This is a genomic window from Halostella limicola (assembly GCF_003675875.1).
In the GTDB taxonomy this organism is placed as follows: Archaea; Halobacteriota; Halobacteria; order Halobacteriales; family Natronoarchaeaceae; genus Halostella; species Halostella limicola.
The window spans coordinates 21,213-44,627 of record NZ_RCDI01000009.1 but is presented as its reverse complement, the minus strand read 5'-3'; the positions used below and the strand labels follow the sequence as shown (position 1 = coordinate 44,627).

The 23,415-nt window shown below is 60.8% G+C and carries 32 protein-coding genes; 21 read left to right on the top strand and 11 right to left on the bottom strand.

Annotated features, from left to right (window positions below):
- The first annotated feature begins 71 nt into the window (after positions 1-71).
- The 16 genes from D8670_RS20500 to D8670_RS20420 all read left to right on the top strand — a co-directional run bounded on the left by D8670_RS20500 (position 72) and on the right by D8670_RS20420 (position 15,116).
- Positions 72-1,556, top strand: coding sequence for a hypothetical protein (locus D8670_RS20500; RefSeq protein WP_121819982.1), 1,485 nt, complete (start codon positions 72-74; stop codon positions 1,554-1,556).
- A 210-nt stretch (positions 1,557-1,766) separates the two neighbouring features.
- Entirely contained in the window at positions 1,767-2,822 is a 1,056-nt protein-coding gene (locus D8670_RS20495; protein ID WP_162994408.1) for a hypothetical protein, read from the top strand.
- A gap of 4 nt (positions 2,823-2,826) precedes the next feature.
- The gene (locus D8670_RS20490; RefSeq protein WP_121819980.1) at positions 2,827-3,159 is read left to right on the top strand and encodes a hypothetical protein; all 333 of its coding nucleotides are present in this window, start codon (positions 2,827-2,829) and stop codon (positions 3,157-3,159) included.
- Between the two features lie 132 nt (positions 3,160-3,291).
- Entirely contained in the window at positions 3,292-4,053 is a 762-nt protein-coding gene (locus D8670_RS20485) for a hypothetical protein (RefSeq protein ID WP_162994407.1), read from the top strand.
- A complete protein-coding gene (locus D8670_RS20480) occupies positions 4,037-4,219 on the top strand; it encodes a hypothetical protein (protein ID WP_121819978.1) in 183 nt (60 codons plus the stop codon). The genes D8670_RS20485 and D8670_RS20480 overlap by 17 nt, the downstream gene beginning before the upstream one ends.
- Before the next feature lie 2 nt (positions 4,220-4,221).
- Positions 4,222-4,686 carry a hypothetical protein gene (locus D8670_RS20475; protein WP_162994406.1) on the top strand — a complete coding sequence of 155 codons (465 nt, stop codon included), beginning with the start codon at positions 4,222-4,224 and terminating at the stop codon, positions 4,684-4,686.
- Complete coding sequence (locus D8670_RS20470) at positions 4,683-5,984, top strand: hypothetical protein (RefSeq protein WP_121819976.1); 1,302 nt, start codon at positions 4,683-4,685, stop codon at positions 5,982-5,984. Before D8670_RS20475 ends, D8670_RS20470 begins: the two co-directional genes overlap by 4 nt.
- Complete coding sequence (locus D8670_RS20465; protein WP_121819975.1) at positions 5,984-6,202, top strand: hypothetical protein; 219 nt, start codon at positions 5,984-5,986, stop codon at positions 6,200-6,202. Before D8670_RS20470 ends, D8670_RS20465 begins: the two co-directional genes overlap by 1 nt.
- Positions 6,202-6,516, top strand: a complete 315-nt coding sequence (locus D8670_RS20460) for a hypothetical protein (protein WP_162994405.1) — start codon at positions 6,202-6,204, stop codon at positions 6,514-6,516. Before D8670_RS20465 ends, D8670_RS20460 begins: the two co-directional genes overlap by 1 nt.
- Positions 6,517-6,635: 119 nt before the next feature.
- Positions 6,636-6,908, top strand: coding sequence for a hypothetical protein (locus tag D8670_RS20455; protein ID WP_121819973.1), 273 nt, complete (start codon positions 6,636-6,638; stop codon positions 6,906-6,908).
- A complete protein-coding gene (locus D8670_RS20450) occupies positions 6,905-7,645 on the top strand; it encodes a hypothetical protein (RefSeq protein ID WP_121819972.1) in 741 nt (246 codons plus the stop codon). Before D8670_RS20455 ends, D8670_RS20450 begins: the two co-directional genes overlap by 4 nt.
- Complete coding sequence (locus D8670_RS20445; RefSeq protein WP_121819971.1) at positions 7,645-8,778, top strand: hypothetical protein; 1,134 nt, start codon at positions 7,645-7,647, stop codon at positions 8,776-8,778. Before D8670_RS20450 ends, D8670_RS20445 begins: the two co-directional genes overlap by 1 nt.
- Before the next feature lie 198 nt (positions 8,779-8,976).
- A complete protein-coding gene (locus D8670_RS20435; RefSeq protein WP_162994404.1) occupies positions 8,977-10,209 on the top strand; it encodes a hypothetical protein in 1,233 nt (410 codons plus the stop codon).
- Between the two features lie 2 nt (positions 10,210-10,211).
- Positions 10,212-11,930, top strand: a complete 1,719-nt coding sequence (locus D8670_RS20430; protein WP_121819968.1) for a hypothetical protein — start codon at positions 10,212-10,214, stop codon at positions 11,928-11,930.
- 306 nt (positions 11,931-12,236) lie between these two features.
- On the top strand, positions 12,237-14,423 hold the full coding sequence (locus D8670_RS20425) for a hypothetical protein (RefSeq protein ID WP_162994403.1): 2,187 nt from the start codon (positions 12,237-12,239) through the stop codon (positions 14,421-14,423).
- 255 nt (positions 14,424-14,678) lie between these two features.
- The gene (locus D8670_RS20420; RefSeq protein WP_121819966.1) at positions 14,679-15,116 is read left to right on the top strand and encodes a hypothetical protein; all 438 of its coding nucleotides are present in this window, start codon (positions 14,679-14,681) and stop codon (positions 15,114-15,116) included.
- A 169-nt stretch (positions 15,117-15,285) separates the two neighbouring features.
- On the opposite strand, the gene D8670_RS20415 is transcribed toward D8670_RS20420, so the two are convergent.
- Positions 15,286-16,362, bottom strand: coding sequence for a tyrosine-type recombinase/integrase (locus D8670_RS20415; protein ID WP_162994402.1), 1,077 nt, complete (start codon positions 16,360-16,362; stop codon positions 15,286-15,288).
- Between the two features lie 201 nt (positions 16,363-16,563).
- Between D8670_RS20415 and D8670_RS20410 the strand changes: the two genes are divergently transcribed.
- The 4 genes from D8670_RS20410 to D8670_RS20395 all read left to right on the top strand — a co-directional run bounded on the left by D8670_RS20410 (position 16,564) and on the right by D8670_RS20395 (position 18,652).
- A complete protein-coding gene (locus D8670_RS20410) occupies positions 16,564-16,881 on the top strand; it encodes a hypothetical protein (RefSeq protein ID WP_121819964.1) in 318 nt (105 codons plus the stop codon).
- A gap of 114 nt (positions 16,882-16,995) precedes the next feature.
- Positions 16,996-17,394, top strand: a complete 399-nt coding sequence (locus D8670_RS20405; protein WP_121819963.1) for a sigma factor-like helix-turn-helix DNA-binding protein — start codon at positions 16,996-16,998, stop codon at positions 17,392-17,394.
- A 62-nt stretch (positions 17,395-17,456) separates the two neighbouring features.
- The gene (locus tag D8670_RS20400; protein WP_121819962.1) at positions 17,457-18,266 is read left to right on the top strand and encodes a ParA family protein; all 810 of its coding nucleotides are present in this window, start codon (positions 17,457-17,459) and stop codon (positions 18,264-18,266) included.
- Positions 18,263-18,652 carry a DUF8160 family protein gene (locus D8670_RS20395; RefSeq protein WP_121819961.1) on the top strand — a complete coding sequence of 130 codons (390 nt, stop codon included), beginning with the start codon at positions 18,263-18,265 and terminating at the stop codon, positions 18,650-18,652. The genes D8670_RS20400 and D8670_RS20395 overlap by 4 nt, the downstream gene beginning before the upstream one ends.
- A gap of 162 nt (positions 18,653-18,814) precedes the next feature.
- On the opposite strand, the gene D8670_RS20390 is transcribed toward D8670_RS20395, so the two are convergent.
- The 3 genes from D8670_RS20390 to D8670_RS20380 form a co-directional block, all read right to left on the bottom strand.
- Positions 18,815-19,120, bottom strand: a complete 306-nt coding sequence (locus tag D8670_RS20390) for a hypothetical protein (RefSeq protein ID WP_162994401.1) — start codon at positions 19,118-19,120, stop codon at positions 18,815-18,817.
- A gap of 4 nt (positions 19,121-19,124) precedes the next feature.
- Complete coding sequence (locus D8670_RS20385; protein ID WP_121819959.1) at positions 19,125-19,619, bottom strand: hypothetical protein; 495 nt, start codon at positions 19,617-19,619, stop codon at positions 19,125-19,127.
- A 97-nt stretch (positions 19,620-19,716) separates the two neighbouring features.
- On the bottom strand, positions 19,717-19,959 hold the full coding sequence (locus tag D8670_RS20380; RefSeq protein ID WP_121819958.1) for a hypothetical protein: 243 nt from the start codon (positions 19,957-19,959) through the stop codon (positions 19,717-19,719).
- Positions 19,960-20,078: 119 nt separating this feature from the next.
- Here D8670_RS20380 and D8670_RS20375 point away from each other — a divergent pair, with 119 nt between their 5' ends.
- Positions 20,079-20,255: a hypothetical protein gene (locus tag D8670_RS20375; RefSeq protein ID WP_162994400.1), complete on the top strand. Its 177-nt coding sequence runs from the start codon at positions 20,079-20,081 to the stop codon at positions 20,253-20,255.
- An 8-nt stretch (positions 20,256-20,263) separates the two neighbouring features.
- Here the strand turns inward: D8670_RS20375 and D8670_RS20370 are convergent, their stop codons facing one another.
- From D8670_RS20370 to D8670_RS20345, 7 genes are all read right to left on the bottom strand, one after another.
- Entirely contained in the window at positions 20,264-20,590 is a 327-nt protein-coding gene (locus D8670_RS20370) for a DUF8108 domain-containing protein (RefSeq protein WP_121819956.1), read from the bottom strand.
- 209 nt (positions 20,591-20,799) lie between these two features.
- On the bottom strand, positions 20,800-21,183 hold the full coding sequence (locus D8670_RS20365) for a hypothetical protein (RefSeq protein WP_162994399.1): 384 nt from the start codon (positions 21,181-21,183) through the stop codon (positions 20,800-20,802).
- Positions 21,180-21,338, bottom strand: a complete 159-nt coding sequence (locus tag D8670_RS21245) for a hypothetical protein (RefSeq protein ID WP_162994398.1) — start codon at positions 21,336-21,338, stop codon at positions 21,180-21,182. The genes D8670_RS20365 and D8670_RS21245 overlap by 4 nt, the downstream gene beginning before the upstream one ends.
- A gap of 10 nt (positions 21,339-21,348) precedes the next feature.
- On the bottom strand, positions 21,349-21,579 hold the full coding sequence (locus tag D8670_RS20360) for a hypothetical protein (RefSeq protein ID WP_121819954.1): 231 nt from the start codon (positions 21,577-21,579) through the stop codon (positions 21,349-21,351).
- Position 21,580: 1 nt separating this feature from the next.
- The gene (locus tag D8670_RS21240) at positions 21,581-21,877 is read right to left on the bottom strand and encodes a hypothetical protein (protein WP_162994397.1); all 297 of its coding nucleotides are present in this window, start codon (positions 21,875-21,877) and stop codon (positions 21,581-21,583) included.
- A gap of 16 nt (positions 21,878-21,893) precedes the next feature.
- Positions 21,894-22,424 carry a GNAT family N-acetyltransferase gene (locus D8670_RS20350; RefSeq protein ID WP_162994396.1) on the bottom strand — a complete coding sequence of 177 codons (531 nt, stop codon included), beginning with the start codon at positions 22,422-22,424 and terminating at the stop codon, positions 21,894-21,896.
- A gap of 255 nt (positions 22,425-22,679) precedes the next feature.
- Positions 22,680-23,402: a hypothetical protein gene (locus D8670_RS20345; RefSeq protein ID WP_121819951.1), complete on the bottom strand. Its 723-nt coding sequence runs from the start codon at positions 23,400-23,402 to the stop codon at positions 22,680-22,682.
- Positions 23,403-23,415: the final 13 nt, after the last annotated feature.

The following is a 23,415-nucleotide window of genomic DNA, read 5'->3' as shown; positions in this document are numbered from 1 at the left end:
CGTCGGGCGGGCGGCAGAGGCGATCGACGACACGCAGCGGACGACCCAGATTTAACGGAGGTTTTCAGTACATGTCCAACCGAGACCTTTCGAGAGCGGAAAAGAACGACGACGGTGAGCTCGCTGAATCAGACGAGCGGTATCAGCTCCCACCGTCCGAAACCGAATCGTTACATACAGAGCAAGCACGCACCACGCGAAGCGCACGGGCGGACCTCTCGCAAAACAACCCCCACGACGTGATGAGTGGGGAGTTCGGTGGCTCGCCAGCGTGGAAGGAACACCCGCAACTCTCGAATCCTGTTGTGTCTGCGTCGGACGTAACCGACCTCAACAACGTCAGATTCATTGCAGACCCGTTCTGGCGGGCAGTCGACGGGACGATCCATCTCCTGGCCGAAATCAAGCATGACGACGACGGCGACGGGAGCTACTCTCAGAATATCGGCTACTGGAAAGGCCCCTCTCCCGATTCCCTGTCCTATCAATCTGGGACGGTCCTCGACGGGCAAGCCGATGGGGTCAATTACTCCTACTCACTGTTTCGAAAAATCGACGACCAGTGGTATCTACTCCCGTCACACTCGGGCAATGGCGTCCAGATATACACGTTCGACGGGTTCGATTCAACGCCGTCTCCGACGCTACAAGAGACGATTCTCACAGGGGCGGCCAACAGCGACCCGACGCCTATCTGGTGGGAAGGCCGTTGGTATCTAATCACGACGACGAACGGCCAAGCAACCCTGTGGTACGCTGATGAAGGACGTAGTATCACGGGACGATCGTGGACAGAACACGCCAACAGCCCTATTGGGGCAGATTCGACGGAGGAAGGTGGCGCTGGCCGTGCTCACGTCTACCCTCACCATATCGAATTGCCAATCGAGGACCAGACGAATACGCAAGTCCGTTGGTTCCGCATTACTGACCTCTCTACGTCGTCGTTTAGTTGGTCCGAGGTGGACACGTCCCCAATTCTTCGAGGTGACAACTCACTCATTGAGAGTACGTGGCGTCGGACGGGGATGCACCATATGGACATTCTTGCGGGCGACTGGGGCGGCGAGCCGATGGCGATTGTTGACGGAAAGGACGAGAATCATGATTGGTCACTGGGGGTCGCGGTTCCAACGGCTACGAAGTCAGCATACGCTCGGATATTCAAGAGCAGTTCACTTGGAGCGCAAACGATGGACGGGAGTGAGCAGACGGTGACGTTCGACACGGTTGCTCCTGACTTCGAGCGGGCTTTCTCAGAGCCAGATAATGGCTACGTTGCCCCCACAACGGGCTGGTACGATGTCGACGCCACACTGCAATTCACAGGGCAAACATCAGACCATCAGATATACGCCACTCTCCACCGCGACGGATCCGAAGTTCGGTTCTCGGAGAATGATCTCAGTGGGAGCCAAAATCACCGACAGTCACTTACCATCAATCAATCAGTGTATCTCCTCGAAGGGCAGGTGCTTACTGTCGTTGCGAAGGCAAACAACGGCGAAGTGAACGAGGGGAGAACCGTGTTTGAGGTTCAACGAGCAAACGAGTAGGAGTGGGCAGTTCTGTGTGTAGACGTATCGGCTGATTCACTCGCGTAGAGACTGAAAGATTCTCATTACCAGACATCGAGCTCGAGGAGACCCATCCATGACCTACCAACAATCAGACCTACGGTGGAGCGGAGGAGGAGTGCCTCCGCCTCCCCTTCCCGACCCCGCGCACGTACAGCCCACTAACCAACCGCATCCTTCAACAACTCAATGAACTCTCGAAAAGCGATTAGCAGCGTGCTCGCAGTCGCACTGGCGCTGTCGGTCATCAGCGGTGGCGCGATGGCCGCCGCGCCGACCATCGACACGAGCGCGACGGACGACACAACCACGACGACCGAGCTCCAGACGGGTAGCACCATCACCAACTTCACCGCGAACGCCTCGCAGGCGACAGTCGTGCAGTACCAGGCGGACTCCAACGAGTCGAAAGTAGAGATCGCCCACAACGGCACGGGCGACCTCGTCTACGCGAACTCGACGCCCGAGACGGTGATGTGGAACAGCACCGACAACGACGGGCACTTCAACGTCTCCGTCAACCACGGTGAACTCGCCGACCTCGAACGCGGCATCAACGACAACGTCACGATCGAGGTCACGGCGTACAACAACACCAACGTCTCCAGCCCCGACAACACCTCATTCACGGCCTACGTCGAGACTGACGACTCCTACGCCGTCGAGTACGTCAGCGCCTCGGACGTCGACGCTGGCAACATCGTCGACCTGAGCGAGGGCGAGTCCTTCGGCGCATTCGGTGTCAACGTCTCGCTGCCGTACGCCCACGCTGAGGACTACACCGACCTCTCGACGACGAAGAACGTCACCGAGAACACGACGGTCGTGATGGCGCTGGGTAACGGTAGTGTCGCACAGGACTTCTCGGACTCTGTCGACGATACGAACCCGCTCCCGGTTGCTGGCTCCAGCGCCGAAGCGGGTGACCGCATCTGGACCGCGACCGCGATGGTCGACGGCGAGGCCGTCCCGGTCTACTACGAGGAAGCCCCGGACTCGGCGAACACCAGCGACACGTACGCTGTCTACACCGAGGACCTCGGTGGCTCTTCCGCGGTGCAGATCATGAACCACGGCGCGACTGACTCCGTCGACGTGGACCTCACCGGTGGCGCCAGCTTCAGCCAGGCCTTCGACGTCTACGGCATCTCGCTCATCAGCCCGATGAGCCTGATGCCCGTCGACGGCCTCTTCGACGCACTGAGCATCAACAACTTCGAGGCCACCCGCGCGGCGGGGGTGTAACGCGATGACGCTCTTCAGGCGTCTCGCGGACCTCCGGCGCGGGACCGGCGTTCCGGACCCCGACGGGCAGTGGTACAGAACCAACCGCTCCCTCCGGCTCGAACGCTGGAAGGGACGCGGCGACGGCTACGGTGGCGACGAGGTGAAACTCTGGCCGGTCGACCTTGGCTGCCGACGCTGGGCAGTCACGACGACCACGATCGACGGCGACGAGGAGTTCGTCGAGCGACCAACCTCGTACTCCGAAGCAGTTGCGGCCGCCGAGGAGTACATGACGACCGTCGCCCGGTCCACGCCAGCGGGCGATGGGGAGATCTCCCCCGCGCTGGCAGACTAACGCCACCCGACGACTTCTTTCGACGTACTCACGCAGGCATACAGCGGTTCGACTCCGCTGGTGAGCATCCGACGCCGGGATAACATCGGCGTCTGCGAAGAGCGACTGACCAACTCCGACCCCGCAGTACACATGAAACTCAAGCAATTCATCACCGTCCTGACCGCCGTCTTACTCGTCGGCGCACTCCTACCGAGCGGCGTCGGCGTCGCGGCGGCTCAGGATAGCACGAACGATTCGGACCCCATCGACGGGTTCCTGTCGAGTAGCGACTCCAACGAGACGGACAGCGGGATCATCCCGTCGTCGGTGAGCGAAAGCATCGACATCATCTACTCCAGCGTCAGAGGCCAAATCGCCCGGATACAGTCGCAGGTCGGCAACGTGCTGGGCAACGACGACACTACCAACGCGGACCGGGCGGTCGCCTTCAAGCAGGCGGTCAACGGGAACGCGTCGACTTACGAGCAGGAGATAAACGCTCGCGACTCGGTGGAAGTCACGACCGGCTACGACGTCCACGAGGTCATCATCGCGCACGATGACTCTGAACCGCAGACGGTCTACGTCGTCGGCGAGCTCAACGAGTCGACGGATCCGAACACGCTCACCTCTCTCCAGGCGCTGAACGAGAGCGAGTGGAACGAAACCAACCGCAGCATCGACCACACCTGGGTAGTCGAGGGCGAGGGGGCGAAGAATGCCGACGACCTCGTCGGAGACATCGCTGACCGCATGGCGAACGACGAGTCTCTCGACCAGTCGTATCAGGCTGAACTCATCGGGCAGTACTGCGGTGCGGAAAGCCTCGCGAACGCTGAACGGTGTGACATCCGCTCGACCATCTGGCTCGACCAAACTCAGGAGGAACTCCGCAATGACGCACAAGGATAGACGGCGCAAACGGGACCGGAACGGCCGCCTGTACGATCCACGAAAGAAACGCGACGCGGGGAAGCAGGCCCACGAGAACCGCTTCCAGACGATGCTCCGGCGCCGGAAGTGGCACGTTCAGGGATGGATGGGGCGGCTGAAAGACATGCTGATGTTCTGGAGGTAACCATGGGAGGACGCTCACCCGGCGAGAAAATCCGCCGAATGCCACGCGATATAGCAGTCTTCCCCAAGTTCATCATGGCGGCCACCAAGGCGGCTCTGAAGGATATCAAGCAGATTGCCTCTGGCGCGAAGGACTACGCCCGGGAGGGCACCCTCACGGCGGAGATCGGGAACTGGTTCTACAGTGTGACCGTCGAGGCCGCCAATAACGCCCTGTCAGCAGAGGACCCAGACGACCAGGTCACTGGCGCCATCATCATGATCCTCTGGTCGATCGGGACCTCCCTATTCACAGGGTTGGTGACTGTCGGGTTTGTCCTGTTCTGGTCGATCTTCCTGTTCATTGGGGTCTCCCGATGGTCCGACGACGGCGACCGAGCGTGGAAGTGGCTCACCCCGGACATTTCGATGCCGTCGTTCGGGATGCCGTCCGGGAAGTTCGACGTTCGGCGGAGGGATGACGAATGACCCAACGAGATAGGTTCGGACGGAAGCGAGCTGGCGCGGCGCGCCGGCGCATCTCGAACCTGAACCCGCGGGAACTGTGGCACCAGGGCGAGTACCTGCTGTTCTTCGTCCTCACGTCGGCCATATTCCTGCTGGTTGCCCTCTTCCTCATTTCCCTTGCGGCGTCGGGAGGGACGTACATCGCGCCGCTCGCTGGTGTCGTCCTGTTCGTCTGGGTCGTGTCGGTCGTCGACGTCGAGCGACTCAAACACGTCGGCCAAGCCCTTTGGGGCTCCGACAGCGCGAAGTGGCTCAAGTCGCTCTGGGACAGTTGCCTCCCGCACCGTGACCGGCGCGGATCGACTTCAATCGGGACGCTACTCGTCCTCACGCTTGTGGTGACTTCGCTCGTCGTCGGGACGATGGGCGTCGGCAACGCCGCGGCCGGTAGTTCACCCGCAGCGGCGGACTGCTCGACGGAAGTCGTCCACGACGCGTTCCGGGACAACTCGACGATCGCGGAGTTCAACGACACCGGCGAGGCCACCTCAACGGAGTCGAACACCCGCGTCATCGTCTCCGAGAGTGACGCGTTCTACCGGATCGAAGCGGAGAACCCGAACGGCTACTGCGTCAACGTGACGGTCCGCATCTCCGACGAGATGATGCCCGCGACTGAACGCGGCGACGTGGAGAGCATGAACGGCACGACGACAGCAGCGTGGCACGACGTGACCAACTTCGACACGCAGGAGACATACACGGAGATCACGTTCACGCTCCCGGCGAACTCTGAGGCCACGTTCGCCCCGAGCAAGCCGACGGTCATCGTCCCGTCGTGGCGAGACGAACAAAAGCGACAGGCCGAGGGCATCGTTGACCGTCTTAGTAGCCTCAATCCCCTCAGTGGCGACGAGGAACTCGAACAACGAGAGTACCAGTTCGCCGCGCCCGAAACTAACGGCAGCTACGTGACGATTCCGTTAGAGAACGAGTCGATGAATCGCTCTATCGACGAGTGGCGCGCGGTCTACCGAACGTCAGAGGACGGTCCCTGGCGCCCCGTTAATCAGGAAGCGGACGACGCCGTGTTCGTCCGGGAACTTGACGGGAAGGTCCAGTTCGTCTTCAACGACCGCGACGCGGAGGTCAAGTTCACGGCCAACCCCAGCCCGGTAGACAAGTTCAAGTACGACGTTCAGTCGCTCCGGAGCTCGCTGGCCGACCTGAAGAACCTCAACATCTTCGGGCAGATCGAACCCATGGGACAGCTCGCAGCACTACCAGCAACTGGCGCAGTACTCGGGAGGGATCGATAATGGCAAGCATACTACAGTGGTTCGCGTACGGTCTCGCGGGGTTCATCGTCCTCGTGAGCCTACTCAACCCTGGCGGGTTCTTCCTCGCCGCGTTCCTCGCCACCATCATCGTGTTTGTTGCACTCGCCGGCCCGTTCGTCCGCGATTACGTACTGAACGCCAGCCACGGCCGGTGGTCAGACCGAAAGCGCCGTGAGGAACAGGAGGGTAGCCGATGATGGCCTCTGATTGGGTCCTCTTCCCGGCTGCTGTTCTCCTCTCGATGGTCGGCGGTTACTGGCTGTTCACACGTCGCTCCGCCGAAGTGGGCTTCCTCGACGGCATCTGGCGGGCACTCATGGCGTTCCTCTGGTTCATCGGGGCGCTCATCACGATCGCGCAGGGCTTCTACGCGATCGGGATGGTGATGGGTGCGATATTCTTCAGCTTCGTCCTGAAGAACTCCTCGCACGCCCGCGAGAATTACGAAGGGCAAGGGTCGTCCGTCCGCCGCCGAGTCGGAGGTTGGGATCCGTGGTGGGTCCGCGACTAATCCGGCTCGTTCGTTTCTCAAACTGCGTTTAAACGGTTGAAACAGTTTCAACGAAACCAGTCACATGACCAAGCAATGTACGTTCACACCAGACAGGTACCGCACCCGGAGGGGCCACGATGGACTCCTTCGGTGAGGGCCGTGCAAACCCGGTCAGGAACACGACGCAGGTCTACTTCCCCAGCGACCTCGCCGACGATCTCCCGTTCGACCCGGGCGATACAGTCCGCCAGCGCGTCCTCGAAGACTACCCAGTAGTCGTTCTCTGGCCAGAGGGAGAACTGCCAGCGGAGACGATGGTTATCGACCCACCGGACCCGCACGACCTCCCGTGGCCGCTTGCCAGCATCGACTCGCGAACCGACCTTCTCACCAACACCGAAAACCCATGAGTACCCAATCCGACCAAAGCCCCAAACGGACCGAACTCGACGAGCTCCGCTCGGAGTTACGACGTCGACACGACCACGTCGAGGACGACTCCCAACTGTGGTGGGAGATCAGCCTCTTCCTCGAACAGACGGCGACGCACCACGACGGGAGCGTCCGGACGCTGGTCAAGCAGAGCCTCGCCGAACTCCAGAAAGACCCGAAGCACAAGATGTACCCGCACCGCGGCGTGGACACACCAGAGGAAGCGTTCCCCGACGCGTGCGAAGGCTGCCCGAACTACGGCGTTCAGTGCCCCGTACTCACGCGCAAGCCCGTCACGGACACTATCGAGCGCCTGATGGAGCAGTACGAAGGCGACCAACTCGTCTCGGAGCTGTACGACGTTGCGAACCAGCACGAGTGCCACATTCTCCGCCAGACGCTCACGGAGTACGACGAAGGTGAGCGGCAGTTCCTCGCCAAGGGGCAAGAACTCTACCGGCGTGCGGTCGCGAACACCTCGACCAGTGAAGCGACTCAACTCGACCTCGACCCCGAGACGATGGAGGAACTCGATATCGACCTCTCCGAGTTCGGGCTTACCGAGGAAGACCTCGAAGGCGACGGCATCACGACGACAGCAAGTAGCGGTGTGAGTACGACACCGCCGCCCGAACAGGCCAAGATGGTTCAGGCGGCCACTGAAGCCGTCACCAGCGACGACGAGGACGAAGACGACTCTGGAGGGAGATACTGATGAACTACACGCCACTCGCCCTCTTCTCAGGCGGCATCACACAGACACTCCTCTTCGCCGTCGCGATCATCCTCGGCGTGGTCGCCTGCATCTGGCTGGGCGGCAAGATCTTCGCATGGCGCCGCGGCGACGCGTCGAGCCAGAACGACACTGAACAACGGCTTCGGGAGGACGCCGAACCCGACATCAGGAACGAGTCTATCGGGCTTCGGAAGTGGCCGAAGCGGTGGACGCCGACCGCGAAGTTGTTCTTCCTCGCGGCGACCCTTTCGGTTGGTCTGTTCACTTACGCCGCGTGGACGTACGCGAAGACGGGGAGTCCCGGGGATACGGCGTTCCTCGAAGAACTCTCGGTCATCATGTTCGGACTCGTCCTCATGTGGGGCGGGGCGTTCGTCTACCGCCGCCAGGAGAGCAAGGCGACCGAACTCAGTGTGATCCATGAGTCCAAGAACGGGACCGAAGAGGAGACGATGTACTGCGAGAAGGCGCTGATGCGTCCGATCTACGACGACGACAAGAACGAGACGGTCGCGCTCGAAGCGCCGCTGTTCCACAAGAAGCGCGTACTCGGTATCTTCTGGCGGCGGAAGTTCAACGCTGACGAGGCGGAACTCCGCGGCCGTGACTACCGCCTCGCCACGGACCGGGCGATCGTCCGTATCCCCATCAGCGACGAGTCGACGACCGTCGAGGGCGACCGTGACAAGATCACCGTCCACACCAAACAGCGCAAGACCGTCGACGACCCGAACCAGAACTACGACTACCGGTTCGTCCCGTCCGACCGGAAGTCGACGTCGGAGATTGACCAGCTCCACAAGGACAAGGAGGAGCTGGAGTCGGACCTGAAGCACGAGCGGCGCCTGAACGCAGTCCTCAGTAATCAGGTTCGGGAGTACGAGGAGATGCTGGAGAACCAGGAGTACTTCCAGAGCCAGCGCCAGCGCTCGTGGATGGCGATGTTCCTCCCGCTCATGACCGGCATGTCGTCCCAACAGGCCGACCAGTTGATGGACATGGATCCCGAGGAAGTTGCCGAACGGAACGGCAAAGCGTCGGGTACGGGGATGCAGCCGTGGCCGAATCAGTCGCCCGACAGCAACGGGACCAGCGCGACCACCTCTGACTAACAGGAGACCACACTGATGCTACAGCAACTACGCACCGACAGCACCGCGTCCGGCAGCCGCCGGAGACTGACCTTCGCCACTATCGCGATTGTGCTCGTCCTCGCGAGCGCGCTCGTCCCTGCGTCCGCGGCCGCGGCAACGGCGCCTACACCCGAGTCCACCACTCCCAGCAGCGGAGGGTGGGCACCGGCACCGGCGGTGCAGGAAAACGAGACCGAGTCCGGGGGTGAGAGCAACCAGACCGGGCCTACAGACGCCTCGCAGGTCCGGATCACACCGGACATGCCCGACGAGGACTACGTCGACGTCCAGATAGACCAACCCGACGAGTCGTTCAACACCAGCGGCGGCTTCGCAACCTTCAGCCTGTCACACCCGGTCGAGGCAGCACGCATCCCGCAAGAGAAAGCCTCGGCTGACGTGGTGGGCGACGGGAGCGTGGTCCGGGTTTCGTACGCGGACGACGCGGCCCCGCGTAACACGACGAGCTTCTACGAGCTCGAGCTCTTCTTCCCGGACGACTCCCAGAAGACGGTCGACCTGTACGCCACCGACACGGCGGTCTCGGCGTCGACCGACATCAACCCCGCGTGGAAGCCGATTATCGACTACACGTCGTCGGCCGCGTCGGCCGCAGGATACGGCGATACCCCGGAAGACACGAAGGAGTGGATACAGGACACCGAAGAGAAAGCGCAACTGTTCGAGAACTTCTGGAGTAACCGCATCTCCCAGTACGTCGGACTGAAGATCGCGCAGGTGATGAACCCACTCCAGTGGGTGGAAGTCATCGGGATCATCGCGATCATCAGCATCTACTGGAGCCGCAAGTACGGGTGGATCCTCACGCTCCAGCAACTCTCGATGCCGATATCCAAACTCCAGCGGGAGGCAGCCCGGCAGGACTACGAGCGGTCTCGGAAGGCGGCCGCCCAGCACAAGATTTCGGATATCGCGGAGATCGGGACGAACGCCGCCCGCTACTGGCGATCGGAGATGGGCATCGAGACGGTCGACGACATGGTAGAGATAGCGTGCAAGGGCATCGTCGCGAAGGACGAAGACGGCGACATCCTGTATGACGAGGACGGCAACATCGTGTACGCACACCACGGCGTTGAGCAGCTAATGCAGGTCGACCCGGTCACGCACCGGACGCTCCGCGACGAAACGTGGCTCCGCCCACTGCTCGTCGACCCGCGGCTCAACGCCGCGACGGCACTGTCGAACATCGAACGAGCGCTCCGTGTGGCCGAGAAGGAGTACAAGCGGGGCAATGAGGTCCGCAAGACCCGGATGCGCGTCGAAGAACTGATTGAAGAACTCAACCGCACCCGAACTGGCGAAGAGGCCGCTATCCCGACGACGAGCCGGTCTGAACGCCCGTCGCCGTCGGGAACCGGTCGCGGAACGCCGACTGGAGGTGACTAACCATGTCGCTCGATAACTACGACGATACCGAGGCCGACGATCACGTGGCCGACCAGGTCGGCCGGTCGTCGAAGGTGGAGTACGTCCTCCGAAAGGTGTTCGGCGACCCGCGTTCGGCGCCGTCACGTATCGCGAAGGTGGTCCTGTTCGTCTTCATCACGGTTGTGACCTATGGAGTATGGACGGTTGCGACACAGAACGTCAGTAGCAGCGGTTCCTCGTACTGGTTCTTCAAGACGCTCGTCGGCATCCTGAAGAGTTGGTGGCTCCCGCCGGTCGTGTCGGTCGTCCTCTACCACCGGTACATCGGCCTTCGCCGGAGCTGGGCGGCCCGGCAAGCGGCGAACATGACGGGATGGCTGACCACGTCGGTGAAGCAACTCTCCGACGAGATGCGGTCGAGCGACCACATGCACCCCGTCATCGTGACGAGCGAGATGGCACAGTCGGAGATCGCGGACTATCTCGACAAAGCACTTGACGGGCAGTCACACGACGCAGAGGGTATCGACTACCGGTCGGTCTCCGAGGCTGGCGACGGTGAAGCGGACCCTGCAGCGCTTCCTGACTCCGACTTCAGCGAAGGGGCGTTCACTGCCGCCGCGACCGGCGCCGAGCGCCTTGCGGATCGGCTCGAAGATGCAGAACCGTCGTTCCAAGGCACCGAGCACTCGCCGGAAACGGCAGAGGCAGACGACGACAGCAGTGAAGAGGCTACGGAGAACGTCCCGTGGAAGGTCGCTCTCGCTGAAGAACTGAAGCAGTTCACGCTCCACCTCTCCGCCGCCTTCGAGAGTGGCGCCCTCATGTGGCGGCTGGGGCTTCCTTACGCTATCGCCGTCGGACTCCAGTTCGTGTACACCGGCATCTGGATAGGGCCTGCGACCGCCGCGGTCATCCTCTTCGGCACTGGCCCGCTTCTTGCACTGGGGACGTTCTACACCCTCTCACGGCTCCGTTCGCGCCGTATCAAGCGACACCGCGAGCCGTCGGCAGCGGAGTACTGGGACGCACAGATGGCGCTGGTGAAGACTGTCGAGACGCCGGACGTGACCTGCTACATGGGTCGCGCGGCCGGGCGCTCGTACGCGTCGTACGACCGCGAGGAGTTCATCGACGAGTTCTCCCAGCGACTCTGGGAGATGACCACGCAGGGCGAGGAAGTCAGCCCGTCCGTGATGGAGCAGTACGCCCGGAACCTCAAGCAGATGAAGCCCAACCTCCCGGGACACCTGGAGAACATTGAGATCCCCTCGATCAACCGGGAGATCTCGAAGACGGTGAAAGGCTCACCGGACGAGATAGTCACGAAGAGCAAGTTGGCGTACGAGGTCATCACGAACGCGTCCGACACGAAGTTCGGCAGGAACCTCGGCCACGACCCGGCGCTGGTCCGGGAGCGGTACCGGGCGATGGTCGAGGACGAACACTCGCTCGCCGAGACGACGCTCATGACCGAGACGGCGTCCGGAGAGGAAGTGGAACTGACACTCGTCTACCCCGCGTCGAAGCGCCGGCTCCCCGAGATGAGTCAGATGCAGTCCCGGTTCTCGGAACGGTTCATGGGCGCGCACGGCGAACCGATCTTCCAGCTCCCCGAGGTTGACCCCACGGAGGACCTCCGCGGCGTCAACGTCCCGCGGGACGCCTACGAGATGATGCCGGACCGGCCGGAGTTGCCGAGCGCGCCCGGTTCGACGCCGTCGACGACCGCAGACTAACCACTGCCCGTTTTTCATACTATGAGCACTCCAGAGACGAATCCATACCACGACATCCAGCCGACGGACGAGGAAGAGGTACAGGCCGCACTGCGGAGTATTACGAACGCGGGGATCCAACAGCAGGCAGACGAACAACGGACCGAACACGAGGCAACGGTCCGGGCGCTTATCTCCGCGGCCCGGAACTCACTCGCCGGGGACTCGCCGCTCCCGATCGACTACCTCCTCACCGCAATCCACTGGCACCTGCGCGACCACCCCGACATTTCCGACGTTCTCTCCCCGTCGACGGACGGCCTCGACGTGGTCGACAGAGAGACGAAACTCGCGTTTCAGAAGCAGATGGACATCCGCGATCGGGGAGAGACACCGCCAGACGCAGGCAACGAGTTCGAGACGCAGGTTCGTCTCGCTATCGAGCTGGGCTACCTCAGCTCGATCCGTGACACCACGCCATACGCACCCGTGACGCTCCAGCAGTTGGACCTCCCGGGCGGTGCGTCCTCGAAGCAGGGCGACATCACGCCCATCGGCCGCAAGCGGATGCGCGCCGACCAGGCGCAGTCCCCCGACGACGTCGCGCCCGTCATCAGCCACGAGGACTGCGAGCATATCCTCGTCGTGGCGTTGCCCCGTCAGGGGAAGGACTCCACGATCGCCAGCATCTGTGGGAACCTCAAGGATGAGCACCCGTACAAGTGGTTCTCCTGCTACGACGACGGCCGGAACGAGACGCCGATGATCGCGACGCCGTCGGACGACGAGGGGATCAAGGAGAATCTGGAGGAGTTCGGCCAGGGGCCGAAAGGCTACGAGACCGTCGTGTACGTCCCGGCAACCAGCGGCGTTCCCGAGGTACTCCCGTCCAACTACGAGCGGTTTACCATCGGCATCGACGACCTGACGCCGAAGCTAATCCTCCACCTCGCCGGCGTCACGACGAACGACCAGAACACGATGCGCCGCGTCGGGAAGGCGCTCAACGAGGTTCAACAAACGACTGGTGAAGTCGAGGACCTCGTCTCGAAGCTCAAGACGTACGCGGAAGAGGTCGAAGCCACCATCACCGTCGAGGAGATCGCCGACGACGAGTTCCGGGAGGACGAGGACGGGAACAAGATCCTCGCCGACGCTGAAGAGGTCGAGGCATCAGAGGGGGAGATCCGGGAGATACACTACCAGATGGACGAAGACGCGTTGCTGGAGGACTGCGCGGACGCGTTGATGATGCTCGCCGGCGAGGGGCTTATCGAGGACACTGGTGCGGAGACCAACTTGGACCTCGTTGAGGAGTTCAAGAAGGACCGCGTGGCTGTCCTCAACTGTAACTTCCTGAAGGACCGGAACGAGGGACTCAAGTACCTTGTTCAGACGCTCTGGTACCGGTTCATCTTCCGTATCCGGGACGAGCACCCGCGGCTTCCGCGGGCGGCACTGGAGAGTAGGGAGATCGACAACCTCGCACCGTCGAAGCTCGGTCAGACCGACTACCGGAAGCAGATTAAGGCGCTACGGAACACGCTCTACGACATCGCCCAGCAGGGCGGATCGAGGCGAGTGATGCTCATCGGATCGACACAGAAGCTGAACGAGGTGTCCAAGGCAGTCCGGACGAACATGCCCATCAAGATCCTGCTGAAGTTGGGCGCAGAGGAGATAAAGACGCTCGACGACTCGTTTAACTTCAGCCACGACCAGAAGGAGCAACTCCAGAGCTTCAGTACCGGGTGGGGAATGCTGCTGAACGACGGTCGGAAGGACTACCCGATACAGTGGCGCGGGGCACGATGCGGTCTCGGTTCCGGCGACGAACACTGGCGGGACCGCTACGGCAAGTCATGGGGCGCTCGTGTCCGGCAGTACCACGGAGATGGGTGGCTCAAGAAACACGGCGACCGCGACCTTTGGATAGACGTTCTCTCGGGGACCGTGTACGAGCTGGATACTGAAAGCGAGGTCACGCCAGAGTTGGGGCAGTGGCACCTCTTCCCCAGCGATCTTCCCGGCGACGCGCGCCCGGTCAACGCGGGCGACACTGTCGACGACGAGGTGATAGACGCAGCGCTGGAGCGTCGTCGCGAACACGATATCCCGAGCGACCTGTCGCTACGCCGCGTCGAGGACAACGCCGAACGGCGGCTTTCGTTCCTCGCATCGTCTGAAGCCGACGAGAAGAAACGGAAGCGCGTCATGCAGGAGTTCGGGATACCGAAGGCGGTCAGTCACTGGATCAACGAGGATACCGAGCGCCGCGATAACTACATCTGGATTCTCGAAGAGATTCATCGCGATGAATCCGGGACGCTCACCAGCGGTGGTGATATTGCAGAGGCGACCGACGTCGTCGCGGAGCGGACGGTGTACAAGTACATCAACGATCCTCGGAAGCTTGGCCACTGTGTCGAGAAGGAAAATGGAGTGTTCAAGCTCACCTCCATCGGGGAGAAGGCTATCAAGGCCGACTGGGACGGTGTTGAGGAGGTGCTCTGAATTGCACGGGGGCTGAAGAAAGGCGTTCAGAACACCATCACTGCGCCGTGTGGCGGTTTCGTGTTGATTTTGCACGCTGCCTGCTGCGCGCCGCGTAGGCGCATAGTAACTAGAAGAACGCGCGCGTGAAGATAGTCAGAGTTGGAACAGAGAGGTCAGATTTTCTCTGTGAGCGGGGCGAGCTGCGGGCAGAGGAGCTCGAGGACGACGATCGTCGCGTGCGTGCGTGACTAATCACAGATTCCATCCGCAACCATGTTCACCAACGATTCATCCGACGAAGACGCATCACTCACCGAACTGTACGCCGAAGTTCTCGGCCCGGAGAAAACCGACGACGCGCTCACAGAGTTCGATACCGGGGAGTTCACGTTCAGCGTCGAGTTCGTTGACTTCGATCACGGCCGATTTTTCAACGTCGCCTCGCTCCCCCTGAGCTCGGACTGGCCAGACCTACTATCCGAGGAGGTGGCCCTCGACGTCGCGGACCAGGGAGACATCTACATCGTTTTCGAGACCAACGCCGAATCCCCAGAACAGGCGATCGACGAACTCTCAGAGATCGCGTCACTGGCAGGCGCCTCGACTGACGACATCACGACGAAGAAACGGCGGAGAATTGAGACCGGACCAATCAACCGGGCGGCCGGGTGGATAATGGATAAGCTCGGTATGAGTCCGCCAGAGGCGTGACTGATAGCTTAAGAGCAGCAGTCACCAGTAGGAGCTCAGGATCTCAAACGCGTCCGTAGCCGTTCCTAAGAGTATCCCACCGGCTAAGAAGAGGAACACCACGAACAGAATGATGGCCCCGATGTCTTCATCCATATATTCCGTATATGTATCCAATATATGTAAAACTCTAGTCTAACCCGAGCACGTCCTCGACGTCCTCCCGGATCTGCGCGGTCCGCTCGTCGGAGTAGGCCTTGTGCGTCGTCTCGACGCTCTTGTGTCGGAGGACTTCCTGCGCGAGTTCGGCCTTTTCCCGATACAGCTCGTCGCCGAGACCGCGGCGTGCGCCGTGGAGTTTTAGATACTCGTCGTCTCCGGGCGGAAGACCGGCCGCTTCGGAGTGTTTTCGTACTGCTTTCCGGCCAGCCTGGATGGACATCGCGGGGAGTGACAGCCCTCGCTCCCGGGCCTCGTCGACGCGATCGTCCTCGCCGGGCACGTCCAACTGCTGGGCGAGCGTGCTGGGGTGGAGCGTCGGGAACACCGGCCAGTCATCCTCCGGCTCGAGCTGGTCGCGGTACCGTTCGAGGCGTTCGGCCGCGGGCGTCGGGAGTTGGGCCGTCTCTCGCTCCCGGCTCTTTCCAAGGACCTCCAGTATCCCGCGGTCAAGGTCGACATCAGACCACCGCAGGCCCTCGCGTCGCTCGTCGTCTGGATCGCGGAGGATCTCCGCACCGCGGACTCCGGAGAGTCCGATGACGTACGCGAGGGCGCGGTCCCGCATTATCTGGAGTCGATCGTGGTCGGTCTTATCGTCGAGCGTCCGGTCGACCTGCCCGTCCATGTACCGCAGGAACCGTTGGCGAACCAGTGGATCCCAGAACTGGCGGTCAACGTCGTCCTCGGTCTTGGGGAGTGGGTCCGTCGCCCGGTTCCGCTCGGCCGGGTTCGCGTCGATGATGCCGTCGCGTACGCACCAGGAGAGGAACGCCCGGAAGTTCGCGTAGTAGGTGCGGGTCGTCGACGCGGCGAGCTCGTCCTCACGGACGGCCTCGTGGAGCGCGTGCGCGTACTCGCGACATTGATCCTCGTCAACATCATACATCGGAAACCCGGTGTGCCCGACGACGCGATCGCGGAAGTCTGCGACGGCCGTCGCGAGGCTATTCGCGTAGGTGCCGCTCTCGATGGTAGTGAGGCGTCGTTGGAGTGCGTCTTCGAGGGTGTAACCCCCGGGATTAGCCCCGTCAGGTTCTGGTTCCATCTTCCGTGCTTCCCCTACAGCGTCGACCCCCATAAGTCTGGTTTCGGCTATTGGATTAAACGAAAGTAGAGCCAATAGAGCTAATTCACACGTTTCAGGCGCTCTATAGAGGGTAGACGGCTAATATAGCCCTCTATAAAGTATATCCCGCTATATGGAAATTTGCGAGAACTTTTTACGTATTCATCCTATAGTTGGGGTATGGAGATCAACGGCTTAGACGAACTCCAAGACGATCTAGAAGAATTACAGGACGCCGCTGAAGATTTAGACGGCGAGCACGAGTTGACTCTGGAGGAACTCTTCACGCCTGATTTCATGCAGCGGCATACTGACTTCGGCACGATCGAGGAGTTCTTTGAGTCGAGTCCGTGGACCATCGACTCTGAAGAAGACTTAGAAGCCATCCCCGACGATGAGTTCAACGACTACGTCGACGAGCACACGGACTTCAACAACGGAGAAGAGATGCAGTCACAGGCTGGCGAGGAGTGGGCCGCCGACAAGCTCGGCTTCTGATTCGTTATTCAACTTGGATCACACGCCAGAACAATCTTCTTCTCGGAGGCGACGAGGATTAGTTTCACCGCGCTCTCCGAAGGTTTTACTCGCTGCCGTGGCACCCATCTGCATATGGATGAAGACCGATTCACAACACGTCGGACCAGTTACCTCGCCCGTATAACCGAACTTCGCCGGTCGGAAGCGGAGGCCGTCGCGTGGAGCGAGTTGGGCTACAGTTACGGCGGGATCGCGAAGAAGATGAACTCCTCGAAAGGCACGGTGAAGCAGTATATGCACCGTGCGATGGCGTACTACGGACTCGGGATTTCGGAGCCCGTGATGCCCGACGAGGAGCCGCCCGACTACGAACCGGTTGGTCCCGAGTACCTCAACGAGCTCGGCGATGAGGTGAAGAAGCGGTGGCTACGCATCCTCGACGACCAGCGCGACGGCCTCCCGCAGGAGTGGGTCGCGGAGATCGAAGACGCCGCGGAGGAAGAACACGGTATCGCTCTGCACCGCCTGTAAGAGACGAGATATCCTAACTATCCAGTAGAGTTTTTACGGTTGGTATAGTCAAACCAGTTTGTATGGCAGAACCTGCAAAACTGGCTGTGACGAACCAGAAGGGCGGCGTCGGAAAAACGACTGTTGCCGTCAACGTCGCCGGTGCTATTGCCGATCGCGGTCATGATGTCCTCTTCGTTGACCTCGACCCGCAGGGCAACGCAACGGAGAATCTGGGGATGATGGATGCGTACGACGAACAGCCGCCGTCGCTGTTCGACGTCCTGACGAAACCCGAGAAGCGCGACGAGATCACGAACATCATGCGCACGCACCCAGAGATGGGGATCGACGTTGTGCCGTCGAACATCGACATGACCCAAGCCGAGCGCGAACTCACGCTCTCCCGCCGTGGCGCCGAGCAACTATCGCTGGCACTCGACGGCGTCGAGGACGAGTACGATTACGTCCTGGTCGACTGTCCGCCGAACCTTGGCGACCTCGTCGACAATGCACTGTACGCGACGCGGAACGTGCTCATTCCCGCACTCGCCGAGACGACAAGCAAGCGCGCGTTCGAACTCCTCCACGATCACATAGCCATGCTCGAAGGCGACTACAAGGACGAGGAATTGAGCATCCGCGAGGTCGGCGTCGTCACGAACCGCATCGACGTGCGGAAGAAGCAGGCCAAAGAGATGGTGGAGTGGATCAACGAAGCCTATCCTGACGTTCCGGTGTGGGAGATTCGGGAGCGGGCCGCGATTCAGCGCTCGCTCGACGAAGGGGCGTCGCTGTTCGAGGTCGAACCGGAGTGCGACCAGCTCACCACCTTCGAGGAGATCGCCGCGTCGCTTGATGAGCAATTCGGGCTTGCCGAGGTGACTGCATGACCGACGATCGCGCCCAGCGGATGCGCCGGCGCCGGCAGGAATCAGAACAATCCGAACCAGATAGGGAAGACCAACAGTCCGAACCATCACAAACGTCACAACCATCCGAACAAGCAGAACAGTCAGAACAGTCCGAACCAGACGAGACGGACGAACAGTCTGTGAAGGACGAACACGAAGGAGTGTACGTCTACCTCCCGCCAGGGCAGAAGAAAGAACTCGGTCTCGTCTTCAACTCCGTCAAGGCGACTTACGAGCGGGCGTTCGAGGACGGGTTCGAGAAGAACCGGCACTACTACCCGCTGGTCATAGAGTACGGACTGGAGCGCGTTGACGAAGCCGACGCCGACGAGCTGGCGGAGATGCTCGAAGAACTCGATTACTGAAGCGTCCGATTTTCCCTGATTCTCCGCTAGCCGCGAAGGACGCGGCGGTCGCAAGTAGAACAGTGGAAGACAGAGGCGTGGTGGCCGTTCCGGGCTGGTTCGGATTTTCCGAGGTGCTTCATCGAACTCCCGCACCGAGTACACGTATCCCGCTGCACGCGTTCAGTCGTACTCATCGAAGCGTTCCTTCGCTTTCGGTCCGGGGTACCACCACTTCGAATTGTCCTCGTGCACCAGCCAGCCGGCGTCGGCCATCACGGAGAGGGTCCGCCGGATCGTCCGGTCGTTCTCGTCGTCGAGCTTCGCCCGCTTTCGAATACGCCACGCCTGGAAGGGGAGCGGCCGCCGGCTCACGAGGTCGAGCGTCGCGTCCCACACGCGATCGCGGACAGTACCGTCATCCTCGACGGACGGACCAGCCCCCACGTCGGTAGATTGTGGCGCGGCCGTAGGCGCGGTGTCGGACATGCTGCTACTCCTCGTTTTCGCGAGCGGCGGCGAGTTTGTTCTCCAGGTCCTCTTGGAACTCTTTGAACCCCTCCGTGTCCTCAATGAGCTTCTCGATGAAGCGGTTCACCTCGCGGATGGGCTGGAAGTTCTCGGACAGAACCAGCGTCGCCTGCTGGAGCTCGTAGTCCTCCGTGTCCGCTGACTCGACGAACCCATGCTCCGGGATGGGCTTGCACTTCACGTCGATCTCCCGCGCGTACGTCTCGCCGTACTCTGGCGGGACGTCAACGACTGCGCGCCACTTCGTCGGTTCGATGTGGGTGAGTCGGGCCTCGAACCCTTCTTTCTCCCAGATTAGCGTGTCGTCCTCGATTCTGGTGTTCTCTCCGGGCCGCTCCTCGGGATGGTCGTCCCACTCGGGGAGCCACTCGACACCTTCCTGCGGTTCGACCGTTTCGTACTTGAGTACATCTTCGGTCGTCAGGCCCTCTTCCTCGATTCTGTCCTCGCTAACCATGATATTAGTTACGTGAGTGTTATGTATAATGTTCACGGGTGTTTCACGTATATGTCCGAGAGAAGGTCTGAAGCGCGGTGTCCGAAACTTCCCGCAACTACTCCTCTGCATACTCGCCCAAGCCCTCTGCGGCCCGAAACGCTTCGAGCTCGTGATCGTCCAAGCGGGAGTGAAGAAACCACACCCAGAACGAGTCGAGACAGTCGTCGCAGAGGTCGAAGGCATCGAAGCTTCGATTGAACGTCTCCAGGGAATCCTCTGGGGTCAGCCGAACCCAGTCGCCGCTCTCGTCAATAGTCGCGGCGCCGCATCGAGAACAAAGCGTCTTCGTCTGGCGCATACAGGCGACGTGTCGCGCGGTTACTTAGTTGTAGAGGTATACCTAAACTAATTGGAGACAGCGTTTTACCGTCAAGACCCCATATCAGAATATACATGGTTGACTTACGAGGTATCGCGATGGAAGAGACCCAGAGAGACACGGTATCGGGAGTTATCAATCAAATCAACTGCCGCGGTAATGTCGAGAACCCTATTGTAGCGATGGTTTTCGGGGCGTTCGGAGAAGAATACCTGCCAGATTCATGGCCGGGCGCAGCTATCGGGATCGAGTTCAGCGAAGAGTATCTGTCGTAGAAGTCAGTTTAGAAGAACTTCCGCAGCGTACGCATCGTCTCTCGGGTATTCTTCGCTGCTTCCTTCTGCTGTTCCCGCTTGGCCTTCATAGCCTCCTTTTTCATCTCTTCCTGTGGCGCACCATGCAGGACCATCTTTTTCGGTCGGATCAGTCGGTAAAGAGCGTACAAGATATTTCCAATTCCCAAAGTGAACACCAAGAAGACGAAATGCCACTTGAGCGATCCCAGAGACCGCTTCTTCACTACGGCAGTGTGTTCCTTTTTCTCAGCCACCTTCCAGCCGTCTAATTCGGCCGTTTCGATTTTCGCCTTGAGTGTCTTATCGTCCGTCATGGACTCTGTATCGTGTTGAGACTGCTTAATTTTGGGTGCATGTTATCACACCACAAGAGAAGTCGAGGCAGAACTCCGGATGGGGTTTCATCCGTCAGTCTGAATTGACGAGTGACGAGAGAACATCATGCATCGCGCAATAGGCCAACAGGCCGAACCAGAAGGCGCCCACAATTAGGACTGCTTGGCTCATTTGTCAGTCAAAGCGGTCAGAAGTATCCCAGTGCGGTTATCGCGTTCCCGAGCGTCATGGCGATACCAGCGATAAGGAATAGCTCGACGAGGACGGGCGTCCACTCGTTGCTCCAGAGGTCGTGTCTCCACCGCCAGAACAGACCACCGAGAAGAGCCACGGCGAAGACGATGAACAGCGCGTACACCTCCGGACCGTGGTTGTAGACCGCGACAGTCAGAGGGTTGCCCTCGACGGCGGTCCCTCGCGTGTCCATCATCCAGTAGGCGGTGACGAGGTCCGCGATCGCGTGGAAGAACACGACGACCGGGATCGCCCGCTTGGGAGTCCGGCTAATCTCGGGGATGGCGAGCAGGTTGTTTGGATTCATATCCCGCACCACCGCGGCTAATCCGCTCATTCGCTGTCCTCCGTGACGAAAAACTCCTTCACACGACAACTCTCGAAAGGACAGTTGTAGACCAACACAGGAAGTCGTTTGTCGGTCATGTCCACCATACGGCCGTCGATGCTACCATGTTCCCCGCATCCGGGGCAGTTCTCTTTCTTGCTCATGACTGGTTCCTCACTCTTGTTGGTCGCGGCAGTTCCCCTCGATCTGGCACTCACCTGCCGGCGTGAGTGACACGGTGAAAGTCGTTTCCTCGCGGTAGCGCTCGACTTCGCGCTCGTCGAAGACGATCGCACGTAACGACAGGCCGTCGTACACGTAGGCGAGTTCTGTTCGGTCGTCGGGGTAGTGTTCTCCGCGCGGAGAATCGTCGTGGACTCGTTCTCGGTGTTTGTTGCAGCTCATTTTACTCGGCCGAGTTCCACTCGGTCAGGAGTTCCGCCTCGGTCATGGTCGTCCGCTCAAAGTCCTCGCTCACGAGCTCGTATTCGCGGTGATCCTCTGGCCCGGGTGTTCCGTCCCGGTCGGGGAGGTAGTCGACGGTGTAGACGTACCGCCGTTTCGTGACCGCCCACTCGGTCGGGTTGGGGTCGTCCACCGGATCACGGTAGTGCGGATGCCGAACGAACTTGTCTCCCGGCTCGAAGCGGAACTCGTCAAGGCTGTCTCCGTCTGAATACGTGGATTCTCGATAGTTGCTCATGTCTATCTCACTCTAATCAGAGTTCCCGCGCGTACACGCTCGCCGTACACTCGCACTCGCCGGTACAGGCCGGACAGTTCGGCCGCCCGTGCGTACGGGAGTAGTAGTTCTTGAACGTCGCGAGTTGGTCGAAACCGAACTTCTCGAACAGCGCCCGACTGTCGGGAGCATCGTCCCGGTGCCACGCGATCCCCATGACGCCGCCGCAGTCCTGTATCTGGAGATACTGAAGTCGGCTGTCCATCAGGTCCGTCCCGATCCCTTCACCGGTCCGCGACTTCTCGACAGCGGACATGTGGAGGATACCGGTCGGGTCCCACGGGTCGAACTCCGGCACGTCGAGGCCGATGTAGTCCTCGGCGTAGTCGGGGTAACACACCGTCGCGAGGCCGAAGCCGACTACGTTGCCGCCGTCCGCGGCGACGTAGCACATTTCGGGACGATCGTCGTCGAGCGCGTCGTTAATCCACCCCTCGGTGAACTCGTCTTCGCCGCCGAAGCGTGCGTGCCAGAGCTGGCGAACGCGCTCCCGGTGCATCTCCTCCATCGGGTAGGTGAACGGTCCCGGTGAGGGTCGAACTCCGCTTAGGTCGTGTTGTCGTGTGTTCTGGTTCATGTCTATCTCACTGCCGTTCGCGGCTACTCCAAGAGTTAGGGAAGGCCGATGCTGGCGAGCGCGCAGTACAGTTGCACTCGAAACGTCTCGGTTGTACGTCGTCTGTCTCGTGAGTCAATGCTACCAGCTCCTCACAGTCGTTGCACCAAACGGGGTTGTATCGAAATTCACGTGTCATGCCTTTCTTTAGTCGCCTTCTGCGTAGTTCGGTAGTCGATCCTGCTGTTGGTGGGTCCGTGCCCGTTCGAGTGCGTCGACGTCGACGTCGCAACCCCAATAGTCGAGGTTGCGCTCGGCGGCGACGGCCGCGCCGGGAGCCGACCCACAAAACGGTTCAAGAAGTCGCTCGCCGTCCTCGATCACGGGCGGGGCGAGAACTCGTCGGTACAGGTCTGCGGGTTTCCCCGTCGGGTAATCAACGTCACGGCCGTTCGGAACGCAGAATAACGTTCCACGGTCCTGTACGTAGCGGTCCGTCTCACCGAGAGTCGCAACTGGCATCGGGTAGTGGTTGACACGGCCGTAGCAACCCATTCCCATATTCTCGGGTGTCCACGCCCAGTTGCGCCGAAAGACCCAGTCGTCGGAGTCCTTCATAGCATCTCGCACCACACCCTGAAAGCGGTCGTCGGCCATGCAAATCAACCACGCCCCGTCGACCAGTACACGGGCAAGTTCGGCGAGTAGTTCGGGGAACCGCTCGTCGGTCGCCATGTCGAACATTCGGTTATCGTGGTCCGGTTCTCGACACCCTGACTTGAGGCCGCGACCTTCCCGGTTGCGAATCTCCGACTTTCCTTCTCCGGTCTGAATCTCAAACTCCCACGGGTAGTCAACGACGGCCGCGTGCGCATGGTCGTCGGGGAGATCGGCGAGCTGCTCGAAAGCGTCGCCGTGAACTATGTTCATAGGTCCGATTCCT

What these genes read in the sequence shown, in the direction of transcription:
- D8670_RS20445 (WP_121819971.1), top strand. Translation starts at nt 7,645, where the DNA reads ATGAACTACACGCCACTCGCCCTCTTCTCAGGCGGCATCACACAGACA.
- D8670_RS20350 (WP_162994396.1), bottom strand. Translation starts at nt 22,424, where the DNA reads ATGGAGGAGATGCACCGGGAGCGCGTTCGCCAGCTCTGGCACGCACGC.
- D8670_RS20485 (WP_162994407.1), top strand. Translation starts at nt 3,292, where the DNA reads ATGAAACTCAAGCAATTCATCACCGTCCTGACCGCCGTCTTACTCGTC.
- D8670_RS20480 (WP_121819978.1), top strand. Translation starts at nt 4,037, where the DNA reads ATGACGCACAAGGATAGACGGCGCAAACGGGACCGGAACGGCCGCCTG.
- D8670_RS20470 (WP_121819976.1), top strand. Translation starts at nt 4,683, where the DNA reads ATGACCCAACGAGATAGGTTCGGACGGAAGCGAGCTGGCGCGGCGCGC.
- D8670_RS20495 (WP_162994408.1), top strand. Translation starts at nt 1,767, where the DNA reads ATGAACTCTCGAAAAGCGATTAGCAGCGTGCTCGCAGTCGCACTGGCG.
- D8670_RS20415 (WP_162994402.1), bottom strand. Translation starts at nt 16,362, where the DNA reads ATGGAACCAGAACCTGACGGGGCTAATCCCGGGGGTTACACCCTCGAA.
- D8670_RS20365 (WP_162994399.1), bottom strand. Translation starts at nt 21,183, where the DNA reads ATGAGCGGATTAGCCGCGGTGGTGCGGGATATGAATCCAAACAACCTG.
- D8670_RS20400 (WP_121819962.1), top strand. Translation starts at nt 17,457, where the DNA reads ATGGCAGAACCTGCAAAACTGGCTGTGACGAACCAGAAGGGCGGCGTC.
- D8670_RS20475 (WP_162994406.1), top strand. Translation starts at nt 4,222, where the DNA reads ATGGGAGGACGCTCACCCGGCGAGAAAATCCGCCGAATGCCACGCGAT.
- D8670_RS20385 (WP_121819959.1), bottom strand. Translation starts at nt 19,619, where the DNA reads ATGGTTAGCGAGGACAGAATCGAGGAAGAGGGCCTGACGACCGAAGAT.
- D8670_RS20345 (WP_121819951.1), bottom strand. Translation starts at nt 23,402, where the DNA reads ATGAACATAGTTCACGGCGACGCTTTCGAGCAGCTCGCCGATCTCCCC.
- D8670_RS20465 (WP_121819975.1), top strand. Translation starts at nt 5,984, where the DNA reads ATGGCAAGCATACTACAGTGGTTCGCGTACGGTCTCGCGGGGTTCATC.
- D8670_RS20500 (WP_121819982.1), top strand. Translation starts at nt 72, where the DNA reads ATGTCCAACCGAGACCTTTCGAGAGCGGAAAAGAACGACGACGGTGAG.
- D8670_RS20380 (WP_121819958.1), bottom strand. Translation starts at nt 19,959, where the DNA reads ATGCGCCAGACGAAGACGCTTTGTTCTCGATGCGGCGCCGCGACTATT.
- D8670_RS20430 (WP_121819968.1), top strand. Translation starts at nt 10,212, where the DNA reads ATGTCGCTCGATAACTACGACGATACCGAGGCCGACGATCACGTGGCC.
- D8670_RS20455 (WP_121819973.1), top strand. Translation starts at nt 6,636, where the DNA reads ATGGACTCCTTCGGTGAGGGCCGTGCAAACCCGGTCAGGAACACGACG.
- D8670_RS20390 (WP_162994401.1), bottom strand. Translation starts at nt 19,120, where the DNA reads ATGTCCGACACCGCGCCTACGGCCGCGCCACAATCTACCGACGTGGGG.
- D8670_RS20410 (WP_121819964.1), top strand. Translation starts at nt 16,564, where the DNA reads ATGGAGATCAACGGCTTAGACGAACTCCAAGACGATCTAGAAGAATTA.
- D8670_RS20360 (WP_121819954.1), bottom strand. Translation starts at nt 21,579, where the DNA reads ATGAGCTGCAACAAACACCGAGAACGAGTCCACGACGATTCTCCGCGC.
- D8670_RS20420 (WP_121819966.1), top strand. Translation starts at nt 14,679, where the DNA reads ATGTTCACCAACGATTCATCCGACGAAGACGCATCACTCACCGAACTG.
- D8670_RS20460 (WP_162994405.1), top strand. Translation starts at nt 6,202, where the DNA reads ATGGCCTCTGATTGGGTCCTCTTCCCGGCTGCTGTTCTCCTCTCGATG.
- D8670_RS21240 (WP_162994397.1), bottom strand. Translation starts at nt 21,877, where the DNA reads ATGAGCAACTATCGAGAATCCACGTATTCAGACGGAGACAGCCTTGAC.
- D8670_RS20395 (WP_121819961.1), top strand. Translation starts at nt 18,263, where the DNA reads ATGACCGACGATCGCGCCCAGCGGATGCGCCGGCGCCGGCAGGAATCA.
- D8670_RS20450 (WP_121819972.1), top strand. Translation starts at nt 6,905, where the DNA reads ATGAGTACCCAATCCGACCAAAGCCCCAAACGGACCGAACTCGACGAG.
- D8670_RS20490 (WP_121819980.1), top strand. Translation starts at nt 2,827, where the DNA reads ATGACGCTCTTCAGGCGTCTCGCGGACCTCCGGCGCGGGACCGGCGTT.
- D8670_RS20375 (WP_162994400.1), top strand. Translation starts at nt 20,079, where the DNA reads ATGGAAGAGACCCAGAGAGACACGGTATCGGGAGTTATCAATCAAATC.
- D8670_RS21245 (WP_162994398.1), bottom strand. Translation starts at nt 21,338, where the DNA reads ATGAGCAAGAAAGAGAACTGCCCCGGATGCGGGGAACATGGTAGCATC.
- D8670_RS20370 (WP_121819956.1), bottom strand. Translation starts at nt 20,590, where the DNA reads ATGACGGACGATAAGACACTCAAGGCGAAAATCGAAACGGCCGAATTA.
- D8670_RS20405 (WP_121819963.1), top strand. Translation starts at nt 16,996, where the DNA reads ATGGATGAAGACCGATTCACAACACGTCGGACCAGTTACCTCGCCCGT.